General features: G+C 67.4%; 16 protein-coding genes and 4 pseudogenes. 2 read left to right on the forward strand and 18 right to left on the reverse strand.

The genetic code is table 11. The features are described 5' to 3' along the window. Window positions 1–38: 38 nt before the first annotated feature. The 12 genes and pseudogenes from ACFJGX_RS19050 to ACFJGX_RS19105 form a co-directional block, all read right to left on the reverse strand. Window positions 39–479 (reverse strand): PQQ-binding-like beta-propeller repeat protein, encoded by a 441-nt coding sequence (locus ACFJGX_RS19050; RefSeq protein WP_382326795.1) that lies wholly within the window; start codon window positions 477–479, stop codon window positions 39–41. A 100-nt stretch (window positions 480–579) separates the two neighbouring features. Continuing rightward, window positions 580–1,195, reverse strand: a pseudogene (locus ACFJGX_RS19055) (PQQ-binding-like beta-propeller repeat protein); the annotation flags it as partial. Between the two features lie 5 nt (window positions 1,196–1,200). Beyond that, entirely contained in the window at window positions 1,201–1,866 is a 666-nt protein-coding gene (locus tag ACFJGX_RS19060) for a tetratricopeptide repeat protein (protein ID WP_291113297.1), read from the reverse strand. 91 nt (window positions 1,867–1,957) lie between these two features. After that, a complete protein-coding gene (gene hisS, locus ACFJGX_RS19065; RefSeq protein WP_382324435.1) occupies window positions 1,958–3,262 on the reverse strand; it encodes a histidine--tRNA ligase in 1,305 nt (434 codons plus the stop codon). Between the two features lie 49 nt (window positions 3,263–3,311). Beyond that, window positions 3,312–4,592, reverse strand: a complete 1,281-nt coding sequence (gene ispG / locus ACFJGX_RS19070) for a flavodoxin-dependent (E)-4-hydroxy-3-methylbut-2-enyl-diphosphate synthase (protein WP_382163996.1) — start codon at window positions 4,590–4,592, stop codon at window positions 3,312–3,314. Window positions 4,593–4,594: 2 nt separating this feature from the next. Further along, entirely contained in the window at window positions 4,595–5,539 is a 945-nt protein-coding gene (locus ACFJGX_RS19075; RefSeq protein ID WP_382324433.1) for a helix-turn-helix domain-containing protein, read from the reverse strand. Beyond that, on the reverse strand, window positions 5,532–6,392 hold the full coding sequence (gene pilW, locus ACFJGX_RS19080) for a type IV pilus biogenesis/stability protein PilW (protein ID WP_382324431.1): 861 nt from the start codon (window positions 6,390–6,392) through the stop codon (window positions 5,532–5,534). The genes ACFJGX_RS19075 and pilW overlap by 8 nt, the downstream gene beginning before the upstream one ends. Next, window positions 6,389–7,536 (reverse strand): annotated as a pseudogene (rlmN, locus tag ACFJGX_RS19085) (23S rRNA (adenine(2503)-C(2))-methyltransferase RlmN). The gene pilW and the pseudogene rlmN overlap by 4 nt, the downstream one beginning before the upstream one ends. Window positions 7,537–7,543: 7 nt before the next feature. Then, window positions 7,544–7,969 carry a nucleoside-diphosphate kinase gene (ndk, locus tag ACFJGX_RS19090; protein ID WP_086123506.1) on the reverse strand — a complete coding sequence of 142 codons (426 nt, stop codon included), beginning with the start codon at window positions 7,967–7,969 and terminating at the stop codon, window positions 7,544–7,546. 114 nt (window positions 7,970–8,083) lie between these two features. Beyond that, window positions 8,084–9,425, reverse strand: a pseudogene (locus tag ACFJGX_RS19095) (pseudouridine synthase). Next, complete coding sequence (gene scpB / locus ACFJGX_RS19100; protein ID WP_382324427.1) at window positions 9,391–10,137, reverse strand: SMC-Scp complex subunit ScpB; 747 nt, start codon at window positions 10,135–10,137, stop codon at window positions 9,391–9,393. The pseudogene ACFJGX_RS19095 and the gene scpB overlap by 35 nt, the downstream one beginning before the upstream one ends. 199 nt (window positions 10,138–10,336) lie before the next feature. After that, a complete protein-coding gene (locus ACFJGX_RS19105) occupies window positions 10,337–11,347 on the reverse strand; it encodes an RluA family pseudouridine synthase (RefSeq protein ID WP_382324425.1) in 1,011 nt (336 codons plus the stop codon). Window positions 11,348–11,463: 116 nt separating this feature from the next. Between ACFJGX_RS19105 and ACFJGX_RS19110 the strand changes: the two are divergent. Then, window positions 11,464–12,229: pseudogene (locus tag ACFJGX_RS19110) on the forward strand (outer membrane protein assembly factor BamD). On the opposite strand, the gene ACFJGX_RS19115 reads toward ACFJGX_RS19110, so the two are convergent. Next, a complete protein-coding gene (locus tag ACFJGX_RS19115) occupies window positions 12,192–14,225 on the reverse strand; it encodes an ATP-dependent DNA helicase (RefSeq protein ID WP_382326797.1) in 2,034 nt (677 codons plus the stop codon). The pseudogene ACFJGX_RS19110 and the gene ACFJGX_RS19115 overlap by 38 nt on opposite strands. Before the next feature lie 164 nt (window positions 14,226–14,389). Between ACFJGX_RS19115 and ACFJGX_RS19120 the strand changes: the two genes are divergently transcribed. Beyond that, window positions 14,390–15,148 carry a PP2C family serine/threonine-protein phosphatase gene (locus tag ACFJGX_RS19120; protein ID WP_291119577.1) on the forward strand — a complete coding sequence of 253 codons (759 nt, stop codon included), beginning with the start codon at window positions 14,390–14,392 and terminating at the stop codon, window positions 15,146–15,148. An 8-nt stretch (window positions 15,149–15,156) separates the two neighbouring features. Here ACFJGX_RS19120 and zapE read toward each other — a convergent pair whose 3' ends face one another. From zapE to ACFJGX_RS19145, 5 genes are all read right to left on the reverse strand, one after another. Then, the gene (gene zapE, locus ACFJGX_RS19125; RefSeq protein ID WP_291119574.1) at window positions 15,157–16,254 is read right to left on the reverse strand and encodes a cell division protein ZapE; all 1,098 of its coding nucleotides are present in this window, start codon (window positions 16,252–16,254) and stop codon (window positions 15,157–15,159) included. 9 nt (window positions 16,255–16,263) lie between these two features. Continuing rightward, window positions 16,264–17,691, reverse strand: coding sequence for a dihydrolipoyl dehydrogenase (lpdA, locus tag ACFJGX_RS19130; protein WP_382326799.1), 1,428 nt, complete (start codon window positions 17,689–17,691; stop codon window positions 16,264–16,266). Between the two features lie 62 nt (window positions 17,692–17,753). Then, window positions 17,754–19,034 (reverse strand): 2-oxoglutarate dehydrogenase complex dihydrolipoyllysine-residue succinyltransferase, encoded by a 1,281-nt coding sequence (odhB, locus tag ACFJGX_RS19135; RefSeq protein ID WP_382326801.1) that lies wholly within the window; start codon window positions 19,032–19,034, stop codon window positions 17,754–17,756. Between the two features lie 89 nt (window positions 19,035–19,123). Continuing rightward, window positions 19,124–22,015 carry a 2-oxoglutarate dehydrogenase E1 component gene (locus tag ACFJGX_RS19140; protein WP_382158437.1) on the reverse strand — a complete coding sequence of 964 codons (2,892 nt, stop codon included), beginning with the start codon at window positions 22,013–22,015 and terminating at the stop codon, window positions 19,124–19,126. A gap of 178 nt (window positions 22,016–22,193) precedes the next feature. Further along, a complete protein-coding gene (locus ACFJGX_RS19145; RefSeq protein WP_204731485.1) occupies window positions 22,194–22,568 on the reverse strand; it encodes a helix-turn-helix transcriptional regulator in 375 nt (124 codons plus the stop codon). Window positions 22,569–22,666: the final 98 nt, after the last annotated feature.

Genomic DNA, 22,666 nt, shown 5'->3' on the forward strand with positions numbered 1-22,666 from the left:
CGTTCAGGCGGTCACGAACACGGTGTTCGTGGCGGGCATTACTGGGGACGCCAGGCGAACACGCCGCCGTTGCGTGTCTGCACCACCAACGCATCGCCAGCGAGCACCGGCGGGGCCAGGATGGGCGAGCCGTCGGTGGTCAGGCGAGTCATTTCGCTGCCGTCTTCGCGGGAGATCAGGTGCACGAGGCCACGGCTGTCGGCCACCGCCACCACACGGCCCAGGGCCAGCGGTGCGGTCAGGCCACGGTATTTCAGGCGGTCGATGCTCCAGGCGGGCTCGCCGGTGGCGCGCTGCCAGGCCTGGAAGCGGCCATCGCTCTCGCTGCCGAAGACCAGGCGGTCGTCGCCGTGCACGCCGGTCGTGCCTTGCGCGGCGCGCGTCCACACCACGGCGCCTCGGCTCGCGTCCACGCAGCCCACGGCGGCCGAATAGGCCCGCGCGCAGACGCTGTTGCGGATGCGGCTGACCGGCCCCACGATGTCGACCAGGCGCTCGACTTCGTTGGTGCCCCGGGATGCTGCGCACCGGTGCCTCCCAGCGCACGGATCCGTTGTCGGGGTTGAGACCCGTGAGGCGTCCCGCCAGGCCCACCACCAGGGTATCGCCCACCGCCAGCAGCGCGCCTGTCTGGCTCAGCACCAGCGGCTCTGCGGGACGGCTCTGGCTCCACAGCCGGGCGCCAGTCTTGCCATCGAAAGCCGTGACCACGCGATCGGCCGTGAGAACGAACACCCGCTCGCCCGCCACAAGGGGGGCGGTGAACGAGCGCGCGGGCAGGCGCACGCGCCAGCGCTCGGCCCCATCGGCGATGCGCCACCAACTGGTTGTTGCGGGTCACGACGGCAGCGGTCTGGCCATCGGCACCCACCCCGGCGGCGATCGGCGTGCCCAGGTTCAGGCGCCAGACATCCTTGCCGGTGGCGGCATCCAATGCGGCCACGTTGCCCGCACCGCCGGCAACGAAAACGCGTCCGCCCGCCACGAGCGGCGCCAGCGAGGCATGGCCTTCGCCGACCTGGGCCGACCACACGAGCTGGGTGCCCATCAGGGCGGCCACAGCGGGCAACTCGGCCGGCTGCGGCTTCTTCGAACTCGAGCCACAGGCCGACAGCAAGGCGACGGCGACCAGCCCGATGACGGGCAAGGCCCGGCGCCAGGGCGCCGTGGATGAACGGGGTGTGCAGGTGACCATGGATTTCAACGTGCGGTGGAAGACAGGCTGGCGGTGTCCACGCCCAGGGCGGCGAGCTTCACCTCGACCAGCCGGCGGTACTCGGTGCGCGCGCCCAGGGCCTGCCAGGCGCTCTGATATTGCGCCTTGGCTTCATCGGCCTTGCCCTGGGCCATGAAGACATCGCCACGGCGGTCGGCCACCAGGGGTTCGAAAGACTTGGGCACGGACGCTTCCAGCGTCTTGAGGGCCTGGTCGAAGGCCTTGCCTTCCACGTCCAGCGCGGCCAGGCGCAAGCGCGCCACGGCCTGGTAGGAAGCGTCGCCGGATTTCTCGACCACCCAGGTCAGTGCGGCACGGGCCTTGTCGACCTGACCGGCTTCGAACAGGGTTTTGCCCGCCAGCAGCGCCGCCTGGCTGGCGAAGGTGGTGCCGCCAAACTGCGCCTGCATGTCGGCCAGGGCGCGCTCCACGCGCTCGTTGTCGCGCGCCAGCACCGCGCGGTCGACTTCGTCGTACAGCGCGGCGGCTTTCACGCCCTGCGTGCGCTGCCAGTAGTTCCAGCCGTTCCAGGCCGCGAACGAACCGAAGACGACGATCAACACCCAGCTGATGAGGTTGCCGTACTGGGCCCAGAAGTGCTTGATCTGATCGATCTGTTCCTGTTCTTCGAGGTCGAGGTGTTTGGCGATGGTGGATGCGGGTCTGGATTTCGTGCGCCGGTTGCGCAACGGGGGATTGTAGGCGGGTGGCCCCAGGCCACCCCGTGCGGATGCGCGAACGTCAGTCGCCGCGCAGGCGGCCTGCCCAATCGGCGACGGCGTCGAGGGCCAGCAGGCTTTGCGCGGCTTCCGCGGGCGCGTCGGTGCGGGGGCCGCGCAGGGACTTGAGCGCCACCGTGCCTTGCTGCATTTCCTGTTCGCCAAAGATGAGCGCAAAGCGCGCGCCGCTGGCATCGGCCTTCTTGAACTGCGACTTCATGCTGCCCATGCCATCGGCACCGGCGGCATGCATCTGCACGTTCACGCCCTGCAGGCGCAGCGCCCGCAGCACCGGCATCACCTGGGGCACGCGGGCCGCGTCCGGCACGATCGCGTAGGCATCGGGCGCGGGCTGCTCGGGCAGGCGGCCCTGCTCTTTCAGCAATTCCAGGATGCGTTCCATGCCCATGGCCCAGCCGACCGCCGGGGCGGCCTTGCCACCGATCTGTTCGAACAGGCCGTCGTACCGGCCGCCCGCGCACACCGTGCCCTGCGAGCCCAGTTGGGTGGTGACGAACTCGAACACCGAAAGGTTGTAGTAGTCCATGCCGCGCACCAGGCGCGGGTTGATGCGGTAGGTGATGCCGTGCGCATCGAGCAGGCCGCGCAGGTGGTTGAAGTGGTCGAGCGACTCGGCACCCAGGTGGTCCATGAGGCGCGGCGCGGCGTTGACCAGGTCCTGCATGGCCGGGTTCTTGGTGTCCAGGATGCGCAAGGGGTTGCTGTGCAGGCGGCGCTTGGCTTCTTCGTCGAGCTGGTCGGCGTGCGCCTCCAGGTAGGCAATCAGGGCCTGGCGATGGGCCAGGCGCTCGGGCGGCTGGCCCAGGCTGTTGATCTCGAGCTCGATGCCCGTGAGGCCGAGTTCGGCCCAGAGGTCGCAGGCCAGCACGATGAGCTCGGCATCCACGTCCGGGCCCGCGAAGCCCAGAGCCTCGGCACCGAACTGATGGAACTGCCGGTAGCGCCCTCGCTGCGGCCGCTCGTGCCGGAACATCGGGCCCATGTAGTACAGGCGTTTGCCACCGTCGTACAGCAGCGAATGCTCCAGCGCGGCGCGCACCACACCGGCGGTGTTCTCGGGCCGCAGCGTGAGCTGCTCGCCGTTGAGCCGGTCTTCGAAGGAGTACATCTCCTTCTCGACGATGTCGGTCACTTCGCCCAGCCCCCGCACGAACAGCGCCGTGGGCTCGACGATGGGCGTGCGCAGGTTGCGATAGCCGTAGCGGCGCATCAGCGTGCGAAGGGTGTCTTCGAGCCACTCCCAGTGCGCGGACGCGGGAGGCGCGATGTCGTTCATGCCTTTGACGGCGCTCAGTTTGTCTGCCATGCAATCTCTCGTTCAGCCATGCGCCAGAGGCATCGGGTGGTCCCGATGCTCAGGACGTTGCGCCGAATTTCTTCTCGATGTAGTTTTCAACGACCTGCTGGAACTCGCGCGCGATGCCCTCGCCCCGCAGGGTCATGGCCTTCTGCCCGTCGATGAAGATCGGGGCAGCGGGCGCCTCGCCGGTGCCGGGCAGGCTGATGCCGATGTCGGCGTGCTTGCTTTCACCCGGGCCATTGACGATGCAGCCCATCACGGCCACCTTGAGGTTCTCCACCCCGGGATAGCGCGCGCGCCACAGTGGCATGGAGCTGCGCAGGTAGTCGTCGATCTGCTTCGCCAGTTCCTGAAAGGTGGTGCTGGTGGTGCGGCCACAGCCCGGGCAGGCGGTGACCGACGGCACGAAAGCGCGCATGCCCAGGGCCTGCAGGATCTCCAGCGCGATCACCACCTCCTGCGTGCGCGCTTCGCCGGGCTGCGGCGTGAGCGAGACGCGGATCGTGTCGCCAATGCCTTGCTGCAGCAGCACCGACAGCGCCGCCGCCGAGGCCACGGCGCCCTTGGTGCCCATGCCAGCCTCGGTCAGGCCCAGGTGCAGCGCGTAGTCGCAGCGCTGCGCCAAGGCCTGGTAGACCGCAATGAGGTCCTGCACGCCACTGACCTTGCAGGACAGCACGATGTTGTTGCCATTCAGGCCGATCTCTTCGGCCTTGCGGGCGGATTCGAGCGCCGAGGTGATCAGCGCCTCGTACATCACCTGCCGCGCTTCCCAGGGCACGCTGCGGTTCGCGTTTTCGTCCATCAGGCGCGCGAGCAGGTCCTGGTCCAGGCTGCCCCAGTTCACACCGATGCGGATGGCCTTGTCGTGGCGCGCCGCGATTTCCACCATCTGCGCGAACTGGCGGTCGCCCTTGTCGCCTCGGCCCACGTTGCCGGGGTTGATGCGGTACTTGGACAGTGCCTCGGCACAGGCCGGGTGGTCGGTGAGCAGGCGGTGGCCGTTGTAGTGGAAGTCCCCGATCAGCGGCACGTTCACGCCCATGCGGTCGAGCTGCTCGCGGATGTAGGGCACGGCCTTGGCGGCCTCGTCGTTGTTGACCGTGATGCGCACCAGCTCGGAGCCGGCCAGCGCCAGTTCCTTGACCTGGATCGCCGTGCCCACGGCATCGGCGGTGTCGGTGTTGGTCATGGACTGCACGCGCACCGGCGCATCGCCGCCCACCGTGACGCGGTGGTCACCCCAGGCCACCACCCCCTGGCGGGTGCGGCGCGTTCGCGCCGCCGACAGCGGAATCGGTTCACACGACGCGGCGGGGCGCACCAGGGTGTCCATGTTCATTTCACCTCGAATCGGGCGACGTTGTTGCGCGCGTAGCGCGTCACGTCGAACGGCTTGCCACGCACAGTAACCTGAGCGACCTCGGCACGGCCAAGCACCACGGTGTAAGGCGGCGCGCTGGAAAAATCGACGGCGTCACCGGCTTGCAACACGCGCTGGATGACGACACTGCCCGAGCCATTGACGACCTCCACCCAGGATTCGCCGGTGGCGGCAATGGTGAGCAGGCTGCCCGATGCGGGTGCGGCAGGCGCCGCGGCAGCCGGGGCCACGGGCGGCACCGCAGCCACGGCCGGAGCAGCCGCAGGCGACGCGGACACCGGTGCGGGTGCCGCCACAGGCGCCGCGGGTGTCGCGCCTCCTGGCGCGGGCGCCACAGGCGCACCCGCCGCAGCGGGTTCCTGAACAGGCTCGGGCTCCACCGCCGCCACCGGTTCCGCCGGTTGCTCCAGCGGCGTGACCACGTTGCCCGCCTCGGCCTGCGCAGGCTCCTGCGCGGACTCTTCCGCGCGCGGCAGGAACACGATCACCAGCGCGCCCAGCAGCAGCACGATCGCAGCCAGCAGCGCGGGGCGCGAGAGCCAGCTCAAGGGGTTGATGGGGGCCGGGTCGTGCGCGGGCTGGAAAGGGGCGTTGATCGCATGGCGCGAACCACCCAGTTCAGGGATGCCTCCCTGCGGAATCTGTTCGAGGATCGGCGCCGGATCCACCTTGAGGTGGCGGCATGCGCTGGACGCCAGCGCGCGCGCGAAGGTCAGGTCGGGCAGTTCGCTGTAGCGCCCTGCTTCCAGGGCTTCGAGTTTTTTCACCGGGACCTTGAGGGCCGCAGCGAGCGCTGCAATGTGCAAGCCCGCCGCCTCGCGCGCCGCGCGCAGCAGCACCGGGCGCGAAGCACCCTCCCCGGCCGCCGTGGCGCCCTCGTTGGCATACACCTCATTCATCAAATGCTCTCCGCTGATACGACGCCCACTCACGCGAGTCCGGATAACGCCGGCTCAGTTGCTGGGCCAGTTGGGCCATGGCTTCGGCGTTGCCCATGCGGTGCTCCACCTTGATGCCCAGCCACAGGGTTTCGGCATTGGCCAGCTCGCTGTTGTTCAGCCGGCGAATGGTGAACTGCGCCTTCGCGTTCTCGCCGCGGCGGAACTGCAAGGCCGCCAGGTTGTAGGCCGTGATGGGGTTGCCAGGATCGAGCTCGTAGGAGCGCGCCAGACTGCCCTCTGCTTCTTCAAACTGCGCCGCCCGCACCTGGCAGATGCCCTTGACCATCAGGGTCTTGGCCTGGCCGCCGTACACCGGGCTGGCCAGCGCCTGCTGGAACAGCTCGATCGCCTGCGGGTAGCGGCCTTGCTGGCACGCGAACAGGCCGTAGTGGTGCAGCACGTCCGGATCGCGCGGGCTGAGCAGTTGCGCGCGCTTGAAGCTGTCTTCCGCGAGCCGCAGTTCGTTCAGCCGCGCGTACACCAGGCCGCGCAGCGTGTAGGCCGGCGCATAGTTCGGATCAGCGGCCAACGCCAGCTTGATCTCGTCGAGCGCCACCGTGGTCTGGCCCTGCTCGAAGTAGCCCGAAGCCAGCTCCACCCGGATGCGCGCGCGCTTGCGCGCTTCGGGCTCGTCCGACTCGGTGACCGGTTCGGCACCGGCTGCCACGGCAGCGGCCGTGGTGGCGGGCAGGCCGCGCGTTTGCGCACAGCCGGCCAGCAACACCAGCAGCACACCCAGCCAGAAGCTGGCCACCATGCCACGCGAGCGCGTGCCATGCGCCCCAAAACCGGTGCGGGTCGGATGTGTCATGCCTGCCTTTCCTTTTGAACGAAACGAATGGGGCGCTCGCTGGCATTGCTGCGCCGTTGCGCCAGGCGCTTGGCCGCGTTGGTGCGGTCCAGCACATCGCCCGCGAGCTGACCGCAGGCGGCATCGATGTCGTCCCCACGCGTCTTGCGCACCGTGGTGACCACACCGGCTTCATTGAGCATCTGCCCGAAGCGCTGCACCACCGCGCGTGGAGAGCAGGTCAGCCCCGAGTCCGGGAAAGGGTTGAAAGGAATCAGGTTGATCTTGCACGGCACACCGCGCTCGCCATGCTGCTTGAGCAGGGCCAGCAATTCGCGGGCGTGCTCGGGCTGGTCGTTCACCCCGTCGAGCATGCAGTACTCGAAAGTGATGAAGTCGCGTGGCGCCGCCGGCAGGTAGCGCAGGCAGGCGTCCAGCAGTTCGGCGATGGGGTACTTGCGGTTCAAGGGCACGAGGTCGTCGCGCAGGGGGTCGTTGGGGGCGTGCAGCGACACCGCCAGGGCCACTGGACAATCCTGCGCCAGGCGATCGATCATCGGCACCACGCCCGAGGTGGACACCGTCACGCGGCGGCGCGACAGGCCGTAGCCATGGTCATCGAGCATGGCGCGCAGCGCCGGCACCAGCGCGTGGTAGTTCTGCAAGGGTTCGCCCATGCCCATCATGACCACGTTCGTGATCACGCGTTCCCCGCGTTTCAGGTGACGGCGAAGAAAATGCTCGGCATGCCACAGCTGGGCCAGGATCTCACCGGTGGTGAGGTTGCGCGAAAAGCCCTGGTGGCCGGTGGAGCAGAAGCGGCAGCCCACGGCGCAACCGGCCTGGGAGGAAATGCACAGCGTGCCGCGGTCTTCCTCGGGGATGAACACGGTTTCCACCGCGTTGCCATCGCCCACATCGAAGAGCCATTTGATGGTGCCGTCGGCCGAATCCTGGCGCGAGAGCACGGGCAGGTCGGTGATGGTGCAGACGCCGGGCAGCTTGTCGCGCAGGCTGCGCGCCAAGTCCGTCATCTGGGCGAAGTCCGAGGCCCCTTTTGATGGATCCAGCGAAACAGCTGGACGGCGCGAAAGCGCTTCTCGCCCAGCTGCTCGCAAAAGGCGGCCAAACCCTCGAGATCGAAGTCGAGCAGATTGGCCGTCATACCATGATCAACGCGAGTAGACGTTGAGGCCGGCAAAGAAGAATGCCACTTCGGCGGCAGCCGTCTCGGGCGCGTCCGAGCCGTGCACGGCGTTGGCGTCGATGCTGTCGGCGAAGTCGGCGCGGATGGTGCCGGCAGCGGCCTTCTTGGGATCGGTGGCGCCCATCAGGTCGCGGTTCTTGGCAATGGCGCCTTCGCCTTCGAGCGCCTGGATCATCACGGGGCCGGAGATCATGAAGTCGACCAGGTCCTTGAAGAAGGGACGGGCCTTGTGCACGGCGTAAAAGGCTTCGGCTTCGCCGCGCGAGAGGTGAGCCATGCGAGCGGCCACGACCTTCAGGCCAGCAGCTTCAAAGCGGGCGTAAATCTGGCCGATGACGTTCTTGGCGACGGCGTCGGGCTTGATGATCGAGAGGGTGCGTTCGATCGCCATAGGAATCCTGAAGTTTCTTGGTTGAATTTGCCGAAGCCACAAGGCCTCACAAAGCCCACGATTCTACATTGCTCGGGTGTCCGTGCCGTGGAACGTGGGCGTGGGAAGCGCCATTCAGCGCCCGCCCGAACGTCCGCCACCCCGGCGCCGGCCACCGCCCGGCGGGCCTCCGCGGCCGGCGTCCTGCTCGCGCCGGCGCTGCAGGGCGTCCTGACCGATGTAACCGAAGGAGGTTTTCATCGGGTCCGGCTGCGAACCCGCACTCCCCTGCCCCTTGCCCGGGCCCTTGGCGCCGCGCGGCTTGGCGCCACCCGGCGCCCCGCCCATGCCGTAGCCGCTGTTGGTCCGGCGATCGCCGAAACCGGGGCCGTCCGCACGGCTGCCTGGCGGTTTGCCCTCGGTGCGGCCTCCCTTGCCGCCTTGTTTGCCCCGCTGGGCAGGGTGCCGGCCGCCGGGGCGCGGGCCACGCGGCTCGTCGGCCTCCACCAGCCCTGCCGCGGCGGTCAACCGGGCGATGTCGCGGTCGTCGAGTTCCAGCCACACGCCGCGCTTGAGCCCGCGCGGCAGCATCACCGCGCCATAACGGATGCGGATCAGCCGGCTGACCGCATGGCCAACGGCTTCGAACATGCGGCGCACCTCGCGGTTGCGGCCCTCGCCGATCGTCACGCGGTACCAGCAGTTGGCGCCCTCGCCGCCGCCATCCTCGATGGAGGCGAACTGGGCCACGCCGTCGTCCAGGCGCACGCCGTCCAGCAGCCGCTGTTTCTCCTCGTTGGACAAGGCACCCAGCACGCGCACGGCGTATTCCCGCTGCAAACCGAAACGGGGGTGCATCAGCCGATTCCGCCAGTTCGCCCGAGTTGGTCAGCAACAGCAGGCCTTCGGTGTTGAGGTCGAGTCGGCCCACCGACTGCCACTTGCCCTGCATCAGCTTGGGCAGGCGGCGGAACACGGTCGGGCGGTTCTGCGGGTCGTCGTGAGAGACCACCTCCCCGGCGGGCTTGTGGTAGGCCAGCACGCGCGGCGGCGGCGGCGTCATGCGCACGCGCACCGGCTTGCCGTTGACCTTGATGACGTCCCCGAACTGGATGCGCTGCCCGATGTGGGCTGGCTCGCCGTTGACCGAGATGCGGCCTTCCAGGATGAGTTGCTCCATCTCCAGCCGCGAGCCCATGCCGGCCTGCGCCAGCACCTTGTGCAGCTTGGGCGACTCGGCCTGCGGCGCGAGCACGCGCTTGGTCGGCAGCGGCAGGGCTTGCTCCTGTTCTGCATCGAAGGCCCCGCTGACCACGTCGTCGAAACGCAGGGCTTCTGCATCGGCGGCCTCTCGAGGGCCCGCGACAGGGGCCGGTTCCATGCCCGCGGCCTGAGGCGGCACCGTGTTCTCGGCGGGCGGCAACGTCGCGTCGGGGGTCGACTCAGGCGTCGCTGGGGGGGTGTTCGCCGGGTTCATGGTGTTCCTGGGTGGAGGGATCGGCTCTCTGCAGATCGGGGGTGGGGGTCTCGGCTTCGGCCGGCAAGTCGGCGGTCGCCGTTGCTTCGGGCGCATCCGCCACGGCAATCTCGGTATCGATCGCGACCTCTGCCACTTCGGGCGACAGGTTGGACGACAGTGCTTCGAAGTCCAGCCGGTCCAGGGCCGACTCCTGGATTTCATTGCCCTCGAGCGGGGGCAACTGATCGAGCGACGACAGGCCCAGGTCGTCGAGAAACTGGCGCGTGGTGGCGAACAGCGCGGGACGGCCCACGGTTTCGCGGTGGCCGATGACCTCGACCCAACCCCGGTCCTCCAACTGCTTGATGATGAGCGAGTTGATGGTCACGCCGCGGATGTCTTCCATGTCGCCCCGCGTCACCGGCTGGCGGTAGGCAATGATGGCCAGCGTCTCCATGGTGGCGCGGCTGTAACGAGGCGGCTTTTCGGGGTGCAAACGGTCCAGGTAGGGGCGCAGTTCGGGCCGGCTCTGGAAACGCCAGCCACTCGCGACTTGCACCAGTTCGACGCCGCGGCCGGTCCATTCCAGCTGAAGGTCGGCCAGCAAGGTCTTGAGCGTGTCCGCCGAGACTTCGGCGTCGAACAGCGTGCCCAGTTCCCGCACAGACAGGGGCTGGGGCGCGCAGATCAACGCCGTCTCGAGGACGCGCTTGGCATCCGTGGTGTTCATGGTGTCAGTCTGTCAAAAACCGGCATGGACCGGGACGGTACAGGGGTGGGCACGGGGCCCGTTGCTCAAACCGGCGAGGACGGCGGTGGCCGTCGGCTCGGAACGCCGGGGAAGAACCTGTTGCCTGGCAGGGCAAAAATTGGGGGATCGTGAGGTCAGGACCTCGACACGCCGCGCAGCGGGGGTCGCACGGTAGCGCTCACTCGAGGAATCCGCTGCCCAGACCCGGCTCATTGTACCGGAGGCCGCTGCCATCGATGGCGGCCAGCAGGTCCGGCGGCGGGGCCGATTGAAACGCCAGCGGCTCGCCGGTGATCGGATGCCGCAGCGACAGGCGCGCCGCATGCAGGGCCTGGCGGCCCATGCCCCAGAGCGGGCGACCACCGTAGAGCGCATCCCCGACCAGGGGATGGCCCAACCAGGCCATGTGCACGCGAATCTGGTGCGTGCGCCCCGTGTGCAGCTTGCAGGCCACCAGGCAGGCCTGGTCAGACCCATCGAGCAGGCGAATGGTGGTCTGCGCCGTTTTCCCGATGCCGGTGTCGGCGCGCACGACGGCCATGCGCAGGCGGTTGTGCACGTCGCGCCCGATGGGCTGGTCCACGCCCTTCTCGGCCGTGCCCTGCCAGCGGCCATGGGCCAGGGCAAGGTACTGGCGATTCACCTCGCGCGCGGCGATGGCTCGCACCAGCGCCTCCACGGCCTGGCGCGATTTGCCCACGAGCATGAGGCCCGAGGTGTCCTTGTCCAGGCGGTGCACGATACCGGCGCGCGGCAACGCCGCGGCGCCGGCGTGGTGAGCCAGCAGACCGTTGAGCAACGTGCCGGTCCAGTGACCCGCCGCCGGGTGCACCACCAGGCCGGCGGGCTTCTGGATCACCAGCAGGTCGGCGTCCTCGAACACCACGTCCAGCGCCATGGCCTGCGCCACGAAGGCCTGCGCCTGCTGCGTGGGGCGCAGTTCCACCGCCAACCGGTCGCCCACGGCGATGCGGGCCGACGGCTTGCGCAGGGCTGTGCCGCGCATCACGACAGCGCCGTCGGCCATCAGTTGCTGCAGGTAGGAACGGGAGAATTCGGGAATCAGCTGCGCCAGCGCGCGATCGATGCGCCAGCCATGCATGGCAGCGGGTACTTCGCAGATCCGCGTTTCCATTTCCGCCGTGAGTTCGTCGAGCACGGCGCCCGCCTCCGATTCGAGACCCGGCATGGAACCTCCTGTCACATCCCCCGTCGATATAATTTGCGAAGCCAAGTCCATTGTTCCGTTGTAAAGGTGCACCCGTGAAGTTGACGTCCAGATTATCGGCTGTGCCCCTGTGCGCGATGGCCTCGGCGCTGGTGCTCAGCGCATGCAGCACCACGCCCGTGGATGAAACGGCCGGCTGGAGCCCGAACCGAATCTACAGCGAAGCGACCGAAGAGCGTGCCGCCGGCAACTACGAGAAGTCGGTGACGCTGTACGAAAAGCTCGAAGGCCGTGCCGCCGGCACCCCCCTGGCCCAGCAGGCCCAGCTCGACAAGGCTTACGCGCAGTACAAGGCCGGCGAACAAGCCCAGGCGCTGGCGCACCCTCGACCGCTTTCAGAAGCTCCATCCCACCAGCCCGGCGATGGACTATGCCCTGTACCTCAAGGGGCTGGTGAATTTCAACGACAACCTCGGCCTCTTCGGCTCGCTGGCGCGTCAGGATCTGTCCGAACGCGATCAGAAAGCCGCCAAGGAATCGTTCGAAGCGTTCCGCGAGCTCGTCTCGCGGTTCCCGGATTCCCGCTACAGCCCCGATGCCCGGGACCGCATGACGTACATCGTCAACTCGCTGGCGCAGTACGAGGTCCATGTCGCGCGCTACTACCACAGCCGAGGCGCCTACGTGGCGGCCATCAACCGCGCCCAGACGGCCTTGACCGACTACGTCAACGCGCCGGCCCTCGAAGAAGCCCTCTTCATCATGCTGCAGTCCTATGAGGCGCTGGGCCTGACGCAGCTGCGCGACGACACCCGCCGCGTGATGCAGGCCAGCTACCCGAACAGCGAGTACCTGAGCCAGGGTTTCAAGTCCAAAGACGATCCCTGGTGGAAGATCTGGTAAGCACCAGCGCATCGAGGCGGGCGACCATGTCCGCCTCGTCCACCAGCCGGCTCATGGCTGGCAACGCCCCCAGTAGACGGTTGCCATAAGACCGGGTGACCAGGCGCCGGTCGCCGATCACCAGAATCCCCTGGTCGGTCTCGGAGCGGATCAAACGCCCTGCCCCCTGCTTGAGCGCCATGGCGGCTTCGGGCAGAAAGGCATCGTTGAAAGCGCTCAAGCCCCGCGCCTCGAGGCGCTGGCCGCGCGCCTGCATCAAGGGATCGTCCGGTGGTGGAAAAGGCAGCTTGTCGATGACCAACAGCTGCAGTGCGTCGCCGGGCAGATCCACGCCCTCCCAGAACGACGCCGACGCCACCAGCACGGACGGTTCGCTCGCTTGGCGAAACCGCGCCAACAGCGCGCGCTTGGACAAGCGCCCCTGCGCCAACACCTGAAGCGGCGCGCAACGCCCTTGCGCCACCAGGCCCTGCAGATGGTCGGCCATGCGCGATGCGGCGCGCAAGGTGGTGGTCAACACCAGGGTGCGGCCACCCAGTCGGGATGCCCAGCGCGCCACCGCGTCGGCGAGCGCCGGCGTGTGAGAGGCGTCGGCGGGCTCGGGCAGGTCGTGGGGCACATACAGCGCCGCCTGGGCCGCGTGATCGAACGGGCTGGGCACGCGCAGGGTGCGCAAACCCGGCAGCGCATCCAGGCCGAGGCCCCGGGTGAACCAGCTCAGCCCGTCGTCGCTGCCCAAGGTCGCCGACGAGAACACCCAGCTGCGCCGGCCCGCCGATTCGTCCAGCAAGGGCTGGAACAGACGGGCGCTGTCGGACGGCGCGCACACGGCGCGCCAATGCCGGGCCTCTCCCCACTCCACCCACCGAACCATGTCGGTCGCCGGCATGTCGGTGCGCATGCCTCGCCACACCGACAGCAAAGCCTGCACCCGCGCCTGCAGGCGCTCCAGTTCCGCCGAGGCTTGCGCGGTGGCGGTCAGCGCCTCCTGGCTGGCCGTCAACGCCTGGCTCAGTTCGATGGCGCAGCGCTGCCAGGCGGCCGCGTCAACACCTTCGGGCGCCATGCCTTGCCAACGGTAGCGGCCACCACTGCCACCGGCCTGGCGGGGCAAGGCGGCCATCGCGCGCGCGGCCTGTTCGATCGCCAGTGCCAGGTGGGCCCACGGCCGCTGGCCCCGCGCCCACTGCGGCCCCTGGGTGCGCAGATCGCGCGCCAGTTCCCGCAACTGCCCCGTCCCGAGCGTGTGCCCCAGAAACGGAATGCCGGTGTCGTTCAGCTGATGCGCTTCGTCGAACACCACCACCTCGGCGGCCGGCAGCAACGAGGCCACGCCCGACTCCAGCAACAGCTGATCCGAAAAGAACAGGTGGTGGTTGATCACCACCCACTCGGCCTGCAAGGCCTCGCCGCGCGCGCGGTTGACATGGCAATCGCCGTGGCGCGGGCAGCTCGCGCCCAGGCAGTTGTCCCGGGTGGATGTGACCATCGGGCGCAGCGGCGAGCGTTCGTCCAGGGCCTCCAGTTCGGCCAGGTCGCCGCTGCGCGAGCGGTTCGCCCAGCTCAGCACCTGGGCCAACACGGCCGTGATGGCAGGGTCGCGCAGGCCGACCGACGCCGGCCCATGCAAGGCCTGCTCCAGTCGATGCAGGCAGACGTAACTCGACCGCCCCTTGAGCAGGGCCACGCGCACCGGCAGACCGAGTGCGCGAACCACGGCGGGAATGTCGCGCGTGAACAGCTGGTCCTGCAAGGCCTGGGTGGCGGTGGACAGCAGAGCACGCCGGCCACTGAGCAGCAAGGGCACGAGGTAGGCGAAGGTCTTGCCCACCCCGGTGCCCGCTTCGACGGCCAGGCCATGGCCGTCTTCGATGGCGCGGGACACGGCGGCGGCCATGTCGAGCTGCCCCTGACGCGGGCGCAGACTGCCGTGCGCGCGCGCCAAGGGTCCGTCGGCGGCAAACGCGGCTGCCACGCCGTTTTCAAGCGCGCTCAAGCCGCCTCCAGGCCCTGCCAGGCACCGTTGAGCAGGCCCACGCCGCCGGACGGCGGACCGGCGCGCAAGGGTTCACGGTTTCGGCCTTTGCCGGGCTTCGCGCAGCGCATATGTGGATACCATTGCACCCATTTCCCCACCCGCACAGACCGATCAGCACCTTCATGTCCAAAGGCTACCGCATCCAGGCCTCCACCGGCATCCACCGGGGCGACCGCGATTACCAGCAAGACCAGGTCAGCCTGCTGCACCATCCGCGCCACGGCACCTGCCTGCTCGCGGTGCTGGCCGACGGGATGGGGGGTCGCAGCGGCGGACGCAAAGCCTCCGACCAGGTGATGCTCACGGCGCGGCAGCTGTTCGAGCGCTACGACCCCGAGACGGACGATGCCGCCGCGCTGCTGCGCCAGATCGTCGAAGAGTCGCACCTGGTGATCAAGCTCACGGCTGTCTCGGCCGAACAGGAGCCGCACAGCACCATCGCCGCCTTCCTCATCAACCCGGGTGGCGACAGCCACTGGGTGCACGCAGGCGACTCGCGCATCTACCACTTCCGCAATGGCCGGATGGTCTTTCGCACGATGGACCATTCCTACGTGCAGACCCTGGTCAACCAGGGCGAGATCAGCGAGGAAGAGGCGTTGGACCACCCGCATGCCAACATCCTGATGGGCTGCCTGGGCACGGAGAACGATCCGCCAGTGGACCTGCATGTGGTGCCCCAGCTGAGCGCGGGTGACGCGATCATGGCCTGCAGCGACGGCATCTGGCACTACTTCACCCCGGAAGAACTCTCCAGCACGATCGCCATGCTCTCGCCCCGCGAGGCTTGCGAGTTCCTGATCCAGAAGGCGCGCTCGCGCGCCAAGGGCATGGGCGACAACCTGTCGCTGACGATCGTCAAACTCGACCCGCTCGGCTGAAGCGGGGTTCAAGTCAGCCCGGTGTCCACCAACCGGTGCTCCAGCGACAGGAATTCCTGCGACTGCATCTCGGTCAGGCGCGAGACGGTGCGCGGGAATTCGTGCGACATCGGCCCTTCCACGTACAGATCCTCGGGAGGCACGGCGGCGGACATCACCAGCTTGACCCGCCGGTCGTAGAGCACATCCACCAGCCAGGTGAAGCGCCGCGCTTCCGACGCCTGGCGCACCGACATCTGCGGCACGTTCGACAGCATGAGCGTGTGGAACTGGGAAGCGATCTCGAGGTAGTCGTTCTGCGAACGGGGTCCACCGCACAGGGTGCGGAAGTCGAACCAGATCACGCCGCCTGAGCGCCGCAGCGCCTGGATCTGCCGCGCTTCGATGTGCATGACCGCATCGTGGTCGCCCATCTCGGCCAACTCATTGAAGGTGGCCTCCATCGCGGCATCGGCCTGCGGCCCCAGCGGGCAGTGGTAGAGCTGGATGTGGTTGAGCGTGCGCTGGCGGTAGTCGGTGCCGTTGTCCACGCTCAGCACCTCCAGCCGCTGCTTGAGCAATTCGATCGCGGGCAGGATGCGATCGCGGTGCAGCCCGTCGGGGTACAGGTCGTCCGGGCGGAAGTTGGACGTGGTGACGAACCCCACGCCCGCCTTGAACAGCGCGTCCAGCAAACGGTGCAGGATCATCGCGTCGGTCACGTCGGCCACGTGAAACTCATCGAAGCAGATGAGCTTGTAGCGCTTGGCGATGCGCGCGCCGAGCTCGTCCAGCGGATTGACCGTGCCCTGCAACTCGCGCAGTTCGCGGTGCACCTCGCGCATGAACTCGTGGAAATGCAGCCGCGTCTTGCGACGCAGCGGCACCGCCTCGAAAAAGCACTCCATGAGGAAACTCTTGCCCCGGCCCACGCCGCCGTACATGTAGACGCCGCGCGGGATCTCGGGATTGACGAAGAGCTTCTTCAGCGAGTTCGAGCGCTTCTGCTTGTAAACCGCCCACTCGGCCGCGCACCGCTCCAGCGCGTCGATGGCGCGCTGTTGGGCGGGGTCCGTCGTGTAGCCGCGCTCCTTGAGCGCGGCCTCGTACGTGCTGCGGACGCTCAAGATCGGCGCTTAGAAGTTCAGCGTGCGCTTGTCCACCGCCAGCGCGGCTTCCTTCGTCGCTTCCGACAGCGAAGGGTGGGCGTGGCAGATGCGCGCGATGTCCTCGGCACTGGCCTTGAACTCCATCGCCACCACGGCTTCGGCGATCAGTTCGCTGGCCATGGGGCCCACGATGTGCACGCCGAGGATCTCGTCGGTGGTCGCGTCGGCCAGGAACTTCACCATGCCGGTGGTGTCGCCCAGCGCCCGCGCACGGCCGTTGGCCAGGAACGGGAAGGTGCCGGCCTTGTACTTCACGCCGTCGGCCTTGAGCTGCTGCTCGGTGCGGCCCACCCAGGCGATCTCGGGGCTGGTGTAGATCACCCAGGGGATGGTGTTGAAGTTGACGTGTCCGTGCTGGCCGGCGATGCGCTCGGCCACGGCCACGCCCTCTTCTTCCGCCTTGTGCGCCAGCATGGGGCCACGCACCACGTCGCCCACGGCCCACACACCCTTGAGGCTGGTGCGGCATTCGCCGTCCACCACGATGGCGCCGCGCTCGTCGAGCTGCAGGCCCACGGCCTCGGCATTCAGGCCGATGGTGTTGGGCACACGGCCGATGGAGACGATCAGCTTGTCGGCGTCAATGCTCTGCGCTTCGCCCTTGGCGTTCGTGTAGGCCACGCTCACGCCCTTCTTGCCGGTCTTGACCTCGCCGACCTTCACGCCCAGTTCGATCTTCAGGCCTTGCTTGTCGAAGGCCTTCTTGGCTTCCTTGGCGATCTGCTCGTCCACCGCGCCCAGGAAGGTCGGCAGACCTTCGAGGATGATCACGTCCGAGCCCAGGCGGCGCCAGACCGAGCCCATTTCCAGGCCGATCACGCCGGAGCCGATCAGCACCAGCTTCTTGGGCACGGCGCCGAGGCGCAGCGCGCCGTCGTTGGACAGCACGCTCTCTTCGTCGAACGGCACACCCGGCAGCGCGCGGGCGTTGGAGCCCGTGGCCAGGATGATCTGCTGGCCCGTGATGAGCTCTTCCTTCGCGCCGGTCACCTGGATCTCGTAGCCGGCTTCGACGGCCTTCACGAACGAGCCGCGGCCATGGAAGAAGGTGACCTTGTTCTTCTTGAACAGGTACAGGATGCCGTCGTTGTTCTGCTTCACCACCGTGTCCTTGCGGCCGATCATCTTGGCGATGTCGATCTTCACGTTGGTGGCGCTGATGCCATGGTCGGCGAAGTGGTGGTTGGCGTGATCGAAGTGTTCGGACGACTGCAGCAGCGCCTTGCTGGGAATGCAGCCGACGTTGGTGCAGGTGCCACCCGGTGCCGGGCCGCCAGCGGCGTTCTTCCACTCGTCGATGCAGGCGACCTTGAAGCCGAGCTGCGCCGCACGGATGGCGGCGATGTAGCCACCGGGGCCGCCGCCGATCACGACGACGTCAAAGGATTGGGACATGTTGTTTTCCTGAAGTCAAAGGGCCAACGCCCCTGTCGGGGCGTTGGCGAGAGGAGGATCGATCAGATGTCGAACAGGATGCGGGCCGGGTCTTCCAGCGCTTCCTTCATCGCCACCAGCCCCAGCACGGCTTCGCGGCCGTCGATGATGCGGTGGTCGTACGACATGGCGAGGTAGTTGATCGGGCGGATCACGATCTGGCCGTTCTCCACCACCGCGCGGTCCTTGGTAGCGTGCACGCCCAGGATGGCCGACTGCGGCGGGTTGATGATGGGCGTGGACAGCATGGAGCCGAAGGTGCCGCCGTTGGAGATCGAGAACGTGCCACCGGTGAGGTCGTCCAGGCCCAGCTTGCCATCCTTGGCTTTCTGGCCGAACTCGGCGATCTTCTTCTCGATGTCGGCAAAGCTCATCTGGTCGGCGTTGCGCAGGATGGGCACCACCAGGCCGCGGGGCGAACCGACAGCGATGCCGATGTCGAAGTAGCCGTGGTAGACGATGTCGCTGCCGTCCACCGAGGCATTGATGATCGGGTACTTCTTGAGCGCATGCACCGCGGCCTTCACGAAGAAGCTCATGAAGCCCAGCTTGACGCCGTGTTCCTTCTCGAACTTTTCCTGGAACTTCTTGCGCATCTCCATCACCGGCGCCATGTTCACCTCGTTGAACGTGGTCAGGATGGCGTTGGTGGATTGCGATTGCAGCAGACGCTCGGCCACGCGCGCGCGCAGGCGGGTCATCGCCACGCGCTCTTCGGGGCGGTCGCCCAGGTCGGGCGCGACCACGGGCACCTGCGGCAGCACCTTGGAAGGCGCGCCGGTGGGGATCGCCACGGGGGCGGCCACGGCGGCCTTGGGCGCGGCCACGGCCGACAGCACGTCGCCCTTGGTCACGCGGCCGTCCTTGCCGGTGCCGGCCACCGAGCCAGCGGCCAGGTTGTTGTCGGCCATCAGCTTGGCGGCGGCGGGCATGCCGACACCGGCCTTGGATTGGGATGTTGCAGCAGCAGCGGCAGCAGCCGGTGCGGCGGCGGGAGCGGCAGCGGCAGGCACCGCAGCAGCGGGTGCGGGCGCCGCGGCACCGGCGACGGCACCGGCGACGGCAGCGGTGTCGATGCGAGCGATCAGCTGGTCGGCGGCCACGGTGGCGCCGTCGCCCTGGACCAGCTCCACCAGCACGCCGGCGGCGGGCGCGGGCACTTCGAGCACGACCTTGTCGGTTTCGATCTCGATCAGGATTTCATCGGCCGCGACGGCTTCGCCGGCCTTCTTCTTCCATGCCAGCAAGGTGGCTTCGGCCACGGATTCGGACAGTTGCGGAACTTTGACTTCTACGATTGCCATGAGTGTTCTACCTGGGGGTTTTGTGGGGTGCGCCGGACGGGCCAGTCACAGGACGTCAACGTCGGGTGACCGGCTCGGGTCCGTTCAGTTCACTTGGTGAGGATGAAGCCTTTGAGCTTGCCGAAAGCGGCTTCGATCAACGTCTTCTGCTGCTCCTGGTGGAGGTGGGCATAACCCACGGCCGGCGATGCGGAGGCCGCACGCCCGGCGTAACCCAGCTTCTGGCCCTCGAGCATGTTCTCGTGGATGTAGTGCTGCACGAAGAACCAGGCGCCCTGGTTCTGCGGCTCGTCCTGGCACCACACGATGTCGGTCGCGTTGGGGTACTTGCGCAGCTCCGCGCCGAACACTTTGTGCGGGAACGGGTACAGCTGCTCCACGCGCACGATCGCCACGTCGTCCGAGCCGCGCTCTTCGCGCTTCTTGACGAGGTCGTAGTACACCTTGCCCGAGCAGCAGATGACGCGCTTGACCTTCTCGGCCTTCTTCACGACGTCGGCGTTCTGCTCCGGGATCACGGTCTGGAAACCGCCCTTGGTGAACTCGGACAGCGGCGAGGTCGCGTCCTTGTTGCGCAGCAGCGACTTGGGCGTGAAGATGATCAGCGGCTTGCGCAGGCCGCGAATCATCTGGCGGCGCAGCACGTGGAAGATCTGGCTCGCGGTGGTGGGCTGCACGACCTGCATGTTGGTGTCGGCGGCCAGCTGCATGAAGCGCTCCAGGCGCGCCGAGCTGTGCTCCGGACCCTGGCCTTCGTAGCCGTGCGGCAGCATCATCGTGATGCCGTTGACGCGGCCCCACTTCACTTCGCCGGAGGCGATGAACTGGTCGATCACGACCTGCGCGCCGTTGACGAAGTCGCCGAACTGGGCTTCCCAGATCACCAGCGTGTTCGGGTCGTTCGAGGCATAGCCGTATTCGAAACCGAGCACGGCCTCTTCGGACAGGATCGAGTCGATCACCACGAACGGGGCCTGGTTGTCGGCCACGTTCTGCAGCGGCACGTAGATGCCTTCGTCGTACTTCTCACGGTTCTGGTCGTGGATGACGGCGTGGCGGTGGGTGAACGTGCCGCGGCCGCAATCCTCACCCGAGAGGCGCACGGGGAAACCGCTGGCCACCAGCGAGGCAAAAGCCATGTGCTCGCCCATGCCCCAGTCCACCGGAATGTCGCCACGGCCCATGGCCGCGCGATCGGCGTACACCTTCTTCACCAGTTGGTGCGGGGTGACGTTGTCCGGAATCGTGGTCAGGCGATCCGACAGTCGCTTCCACTCGGCCATGGGGATGGCGGAGTCCGCGCTGTCGGTCCACTTCTTGCCCAGGTACGGGCTCCAGTCGACCGCGAACTTGCTCTTGAAGTTGGTCAGCACCGGGTCCACCGTGTGGCGACCGGCGTCCAGCGCGGCACGGTAGGCCTTGACCATGTCGTCGCCCAGCGTCTCGCCCAGGCCCTGCGCGGCCAGCTTGTCGGCGTACAGCTTGCGCGTGCCGGGGTGGGCCGCGATCTTCTTGTACATGAGCGGCTGCGTCAGGCTCGGGGTGTCCTGTTCGTTGTGGCCCAGCTTGCGGAAGCAAACAATGTCGACCACCACGTCCTTCTGGAAGGTCATGCGGAAATCGAGCGCCAGCTGGGTGGCGAACACCACCGCTTCGGGATCGTCGCCGTTCACGTGCAGCACCGGCGCCTCGATCATCTTCACGACGTCGGAGCAGTACAGCGTGGAGCGGCTGTCGCGCGGGTCGGAGGTGGTGAAGCCGATCTGGTTGTTGATCACCAGGTGCACCGTGCCGCCCGTGGAATAGCCACGGGTTTCGGCCAGCGCCAGGGTTTCCATCACCACGCCCTGGCCGGCAAAGGCGGCATCACCGTGCACCAGCACCGGCAGCACCTGCTTGCCCAGCGGGTCGCCACGGCGGTCCATGCGGGCGCGCACCGAACCTTCCACGACCGGGTTCACGATTTCCAGGTGCGAGGGGTTGAATGCCAGCGACAGGTGCACCGGGCCCCCGGGGGTGGTCACGTCGGAGCTGAAGCCCTGGTGGTACTTCACGTCACCGGCGGGCAGTTCTTCGGGCGCGGTGTGGTCGAACTCGGCAAACAGGTCCTTGGGCATCTTGCCCAGGGTGTTGACCAGCACGTTCAGGCGACCGCGGTGGGCCATGCCGATCACGATTTCCTGCACGCCGATCTGGCCGGCCTGGTTGATCAGCTCGTCCATCGAAGCGATGAAGCTCTCGCCACCTTCCAGCGAGAAGCGCTTCTGGCCCACGTACTTGGTGTGCAGGAAACGCTCCAGGCCTTCGGCGGCCGTCAGGCGGTCGAGGATGTGCTTTTTCTTCTCGGCGTTGAAGGCGGGCTTGGTGCGCGTGGCTTCCAGGCGCTCCTGCCACCAGCGCTTCTGGCTCTGGTCGGTGATGTACATGTACTCGGCACCGATGGAGCCGCAGTACGTCTCGCGCAAGGCGTTGAGCAACTCGCGCAAGGACATGGTTTCCTTGCCGAAGAACGTGTTGCTGGTGTTGAACACGGTCTCGAGGTCGGCGTCGGTGAAACCGTAGAACGAGAGTTCGAGTTCGGGAATGTGGTCGCGCTCGGCGCGCTTGAGCGGATCCAGATCGGCCCAGCGGGCACCGACGTTGCGGTAGGCGGCAATCAGCTGCTGGACGGCGGTGCGCTTGCGGGCGAGCTCGGAGTCGGCACCAGCGGCCACGACGACCTTGGTGCCACCCTGCTTGGCGCGCTCGGCGAAGGCGTTGATGACGGGCAGATGGGGTACGTCGCGGGCGTCGGTGCCATCACCGGCGGGGACGTTCTGCAGCGCGTCGAAGTAACCGCGCCAGTTGTCGGGGACGCTACCGGGATTGTCCAGGTAGTTTTCGTACATCTCTTCCACGTACGGCGCGTTGCCGCCGAAGAGGTACGAGTTGCCTTTGTAGGCAACATAGACGTTGCCCCCGTTCGATTGGGAATCGCTCATAAATCCGCTGACCTCCGTTTCCCTTCGGGAAACATAAGCTGGTTAAGACAACCTTCCGCGGCACGGCTGAACCGTTAGGCGGATGCGACAGTGACTGTGGAAGGACCTGACTGCAGCCCGCGATTGTGCCACCGCGGGAACAGCCCTGTGTAAAAAGATGCGATGCGGGGGCCGTTCGTCAGGACGCGACGCGGGGCGAGAGACGCTCGGAGGCCGGCACCGAGCTCGGTTCGTCCATCTCGATCGCGATCTGGGTGCACACCGTGCGGCACAGGGTAACGGCCTTTTCGCTCTGCACGCGGTAGATCACCTGCGTGCCGTCCTTGCGCTTGGCCAGCACGCCTGCGCGGTAGAGCAGGTTCAGGTGCTGCGACAGATTGGGCTGGGTGGTGTCGATTTCCTGCAACAGCTGGGAAACCGACTTCTCCTTGTCGCAAAGCGCACTGAGGATGCGCAGCCGCATGGGGGTGGCGAGCACGCCGAAGAGTTCGGCCGCGAGTTCAAACACGCGGACTTTTTCCACTTGGCCTTCGGACGCGATCATCTGTTCCATGGCGGTCGTTGCTCGTGTAAATATAAGCATGAATTGTACTTACAAACACCCCGAACCACCATGCCCTGCCAACGCGACCGGAACGCCGGCAGGGCCTC

It is taken from the genome of Hydrogenophaga sp. UC242_50 (assembly GCF_042697355.1).
GTDB lineage: Bacteria > Pseudomonadota > Gammaproteobacteria > Burkholderiales > Burkholderiaceae_C > Hydrogenophaga.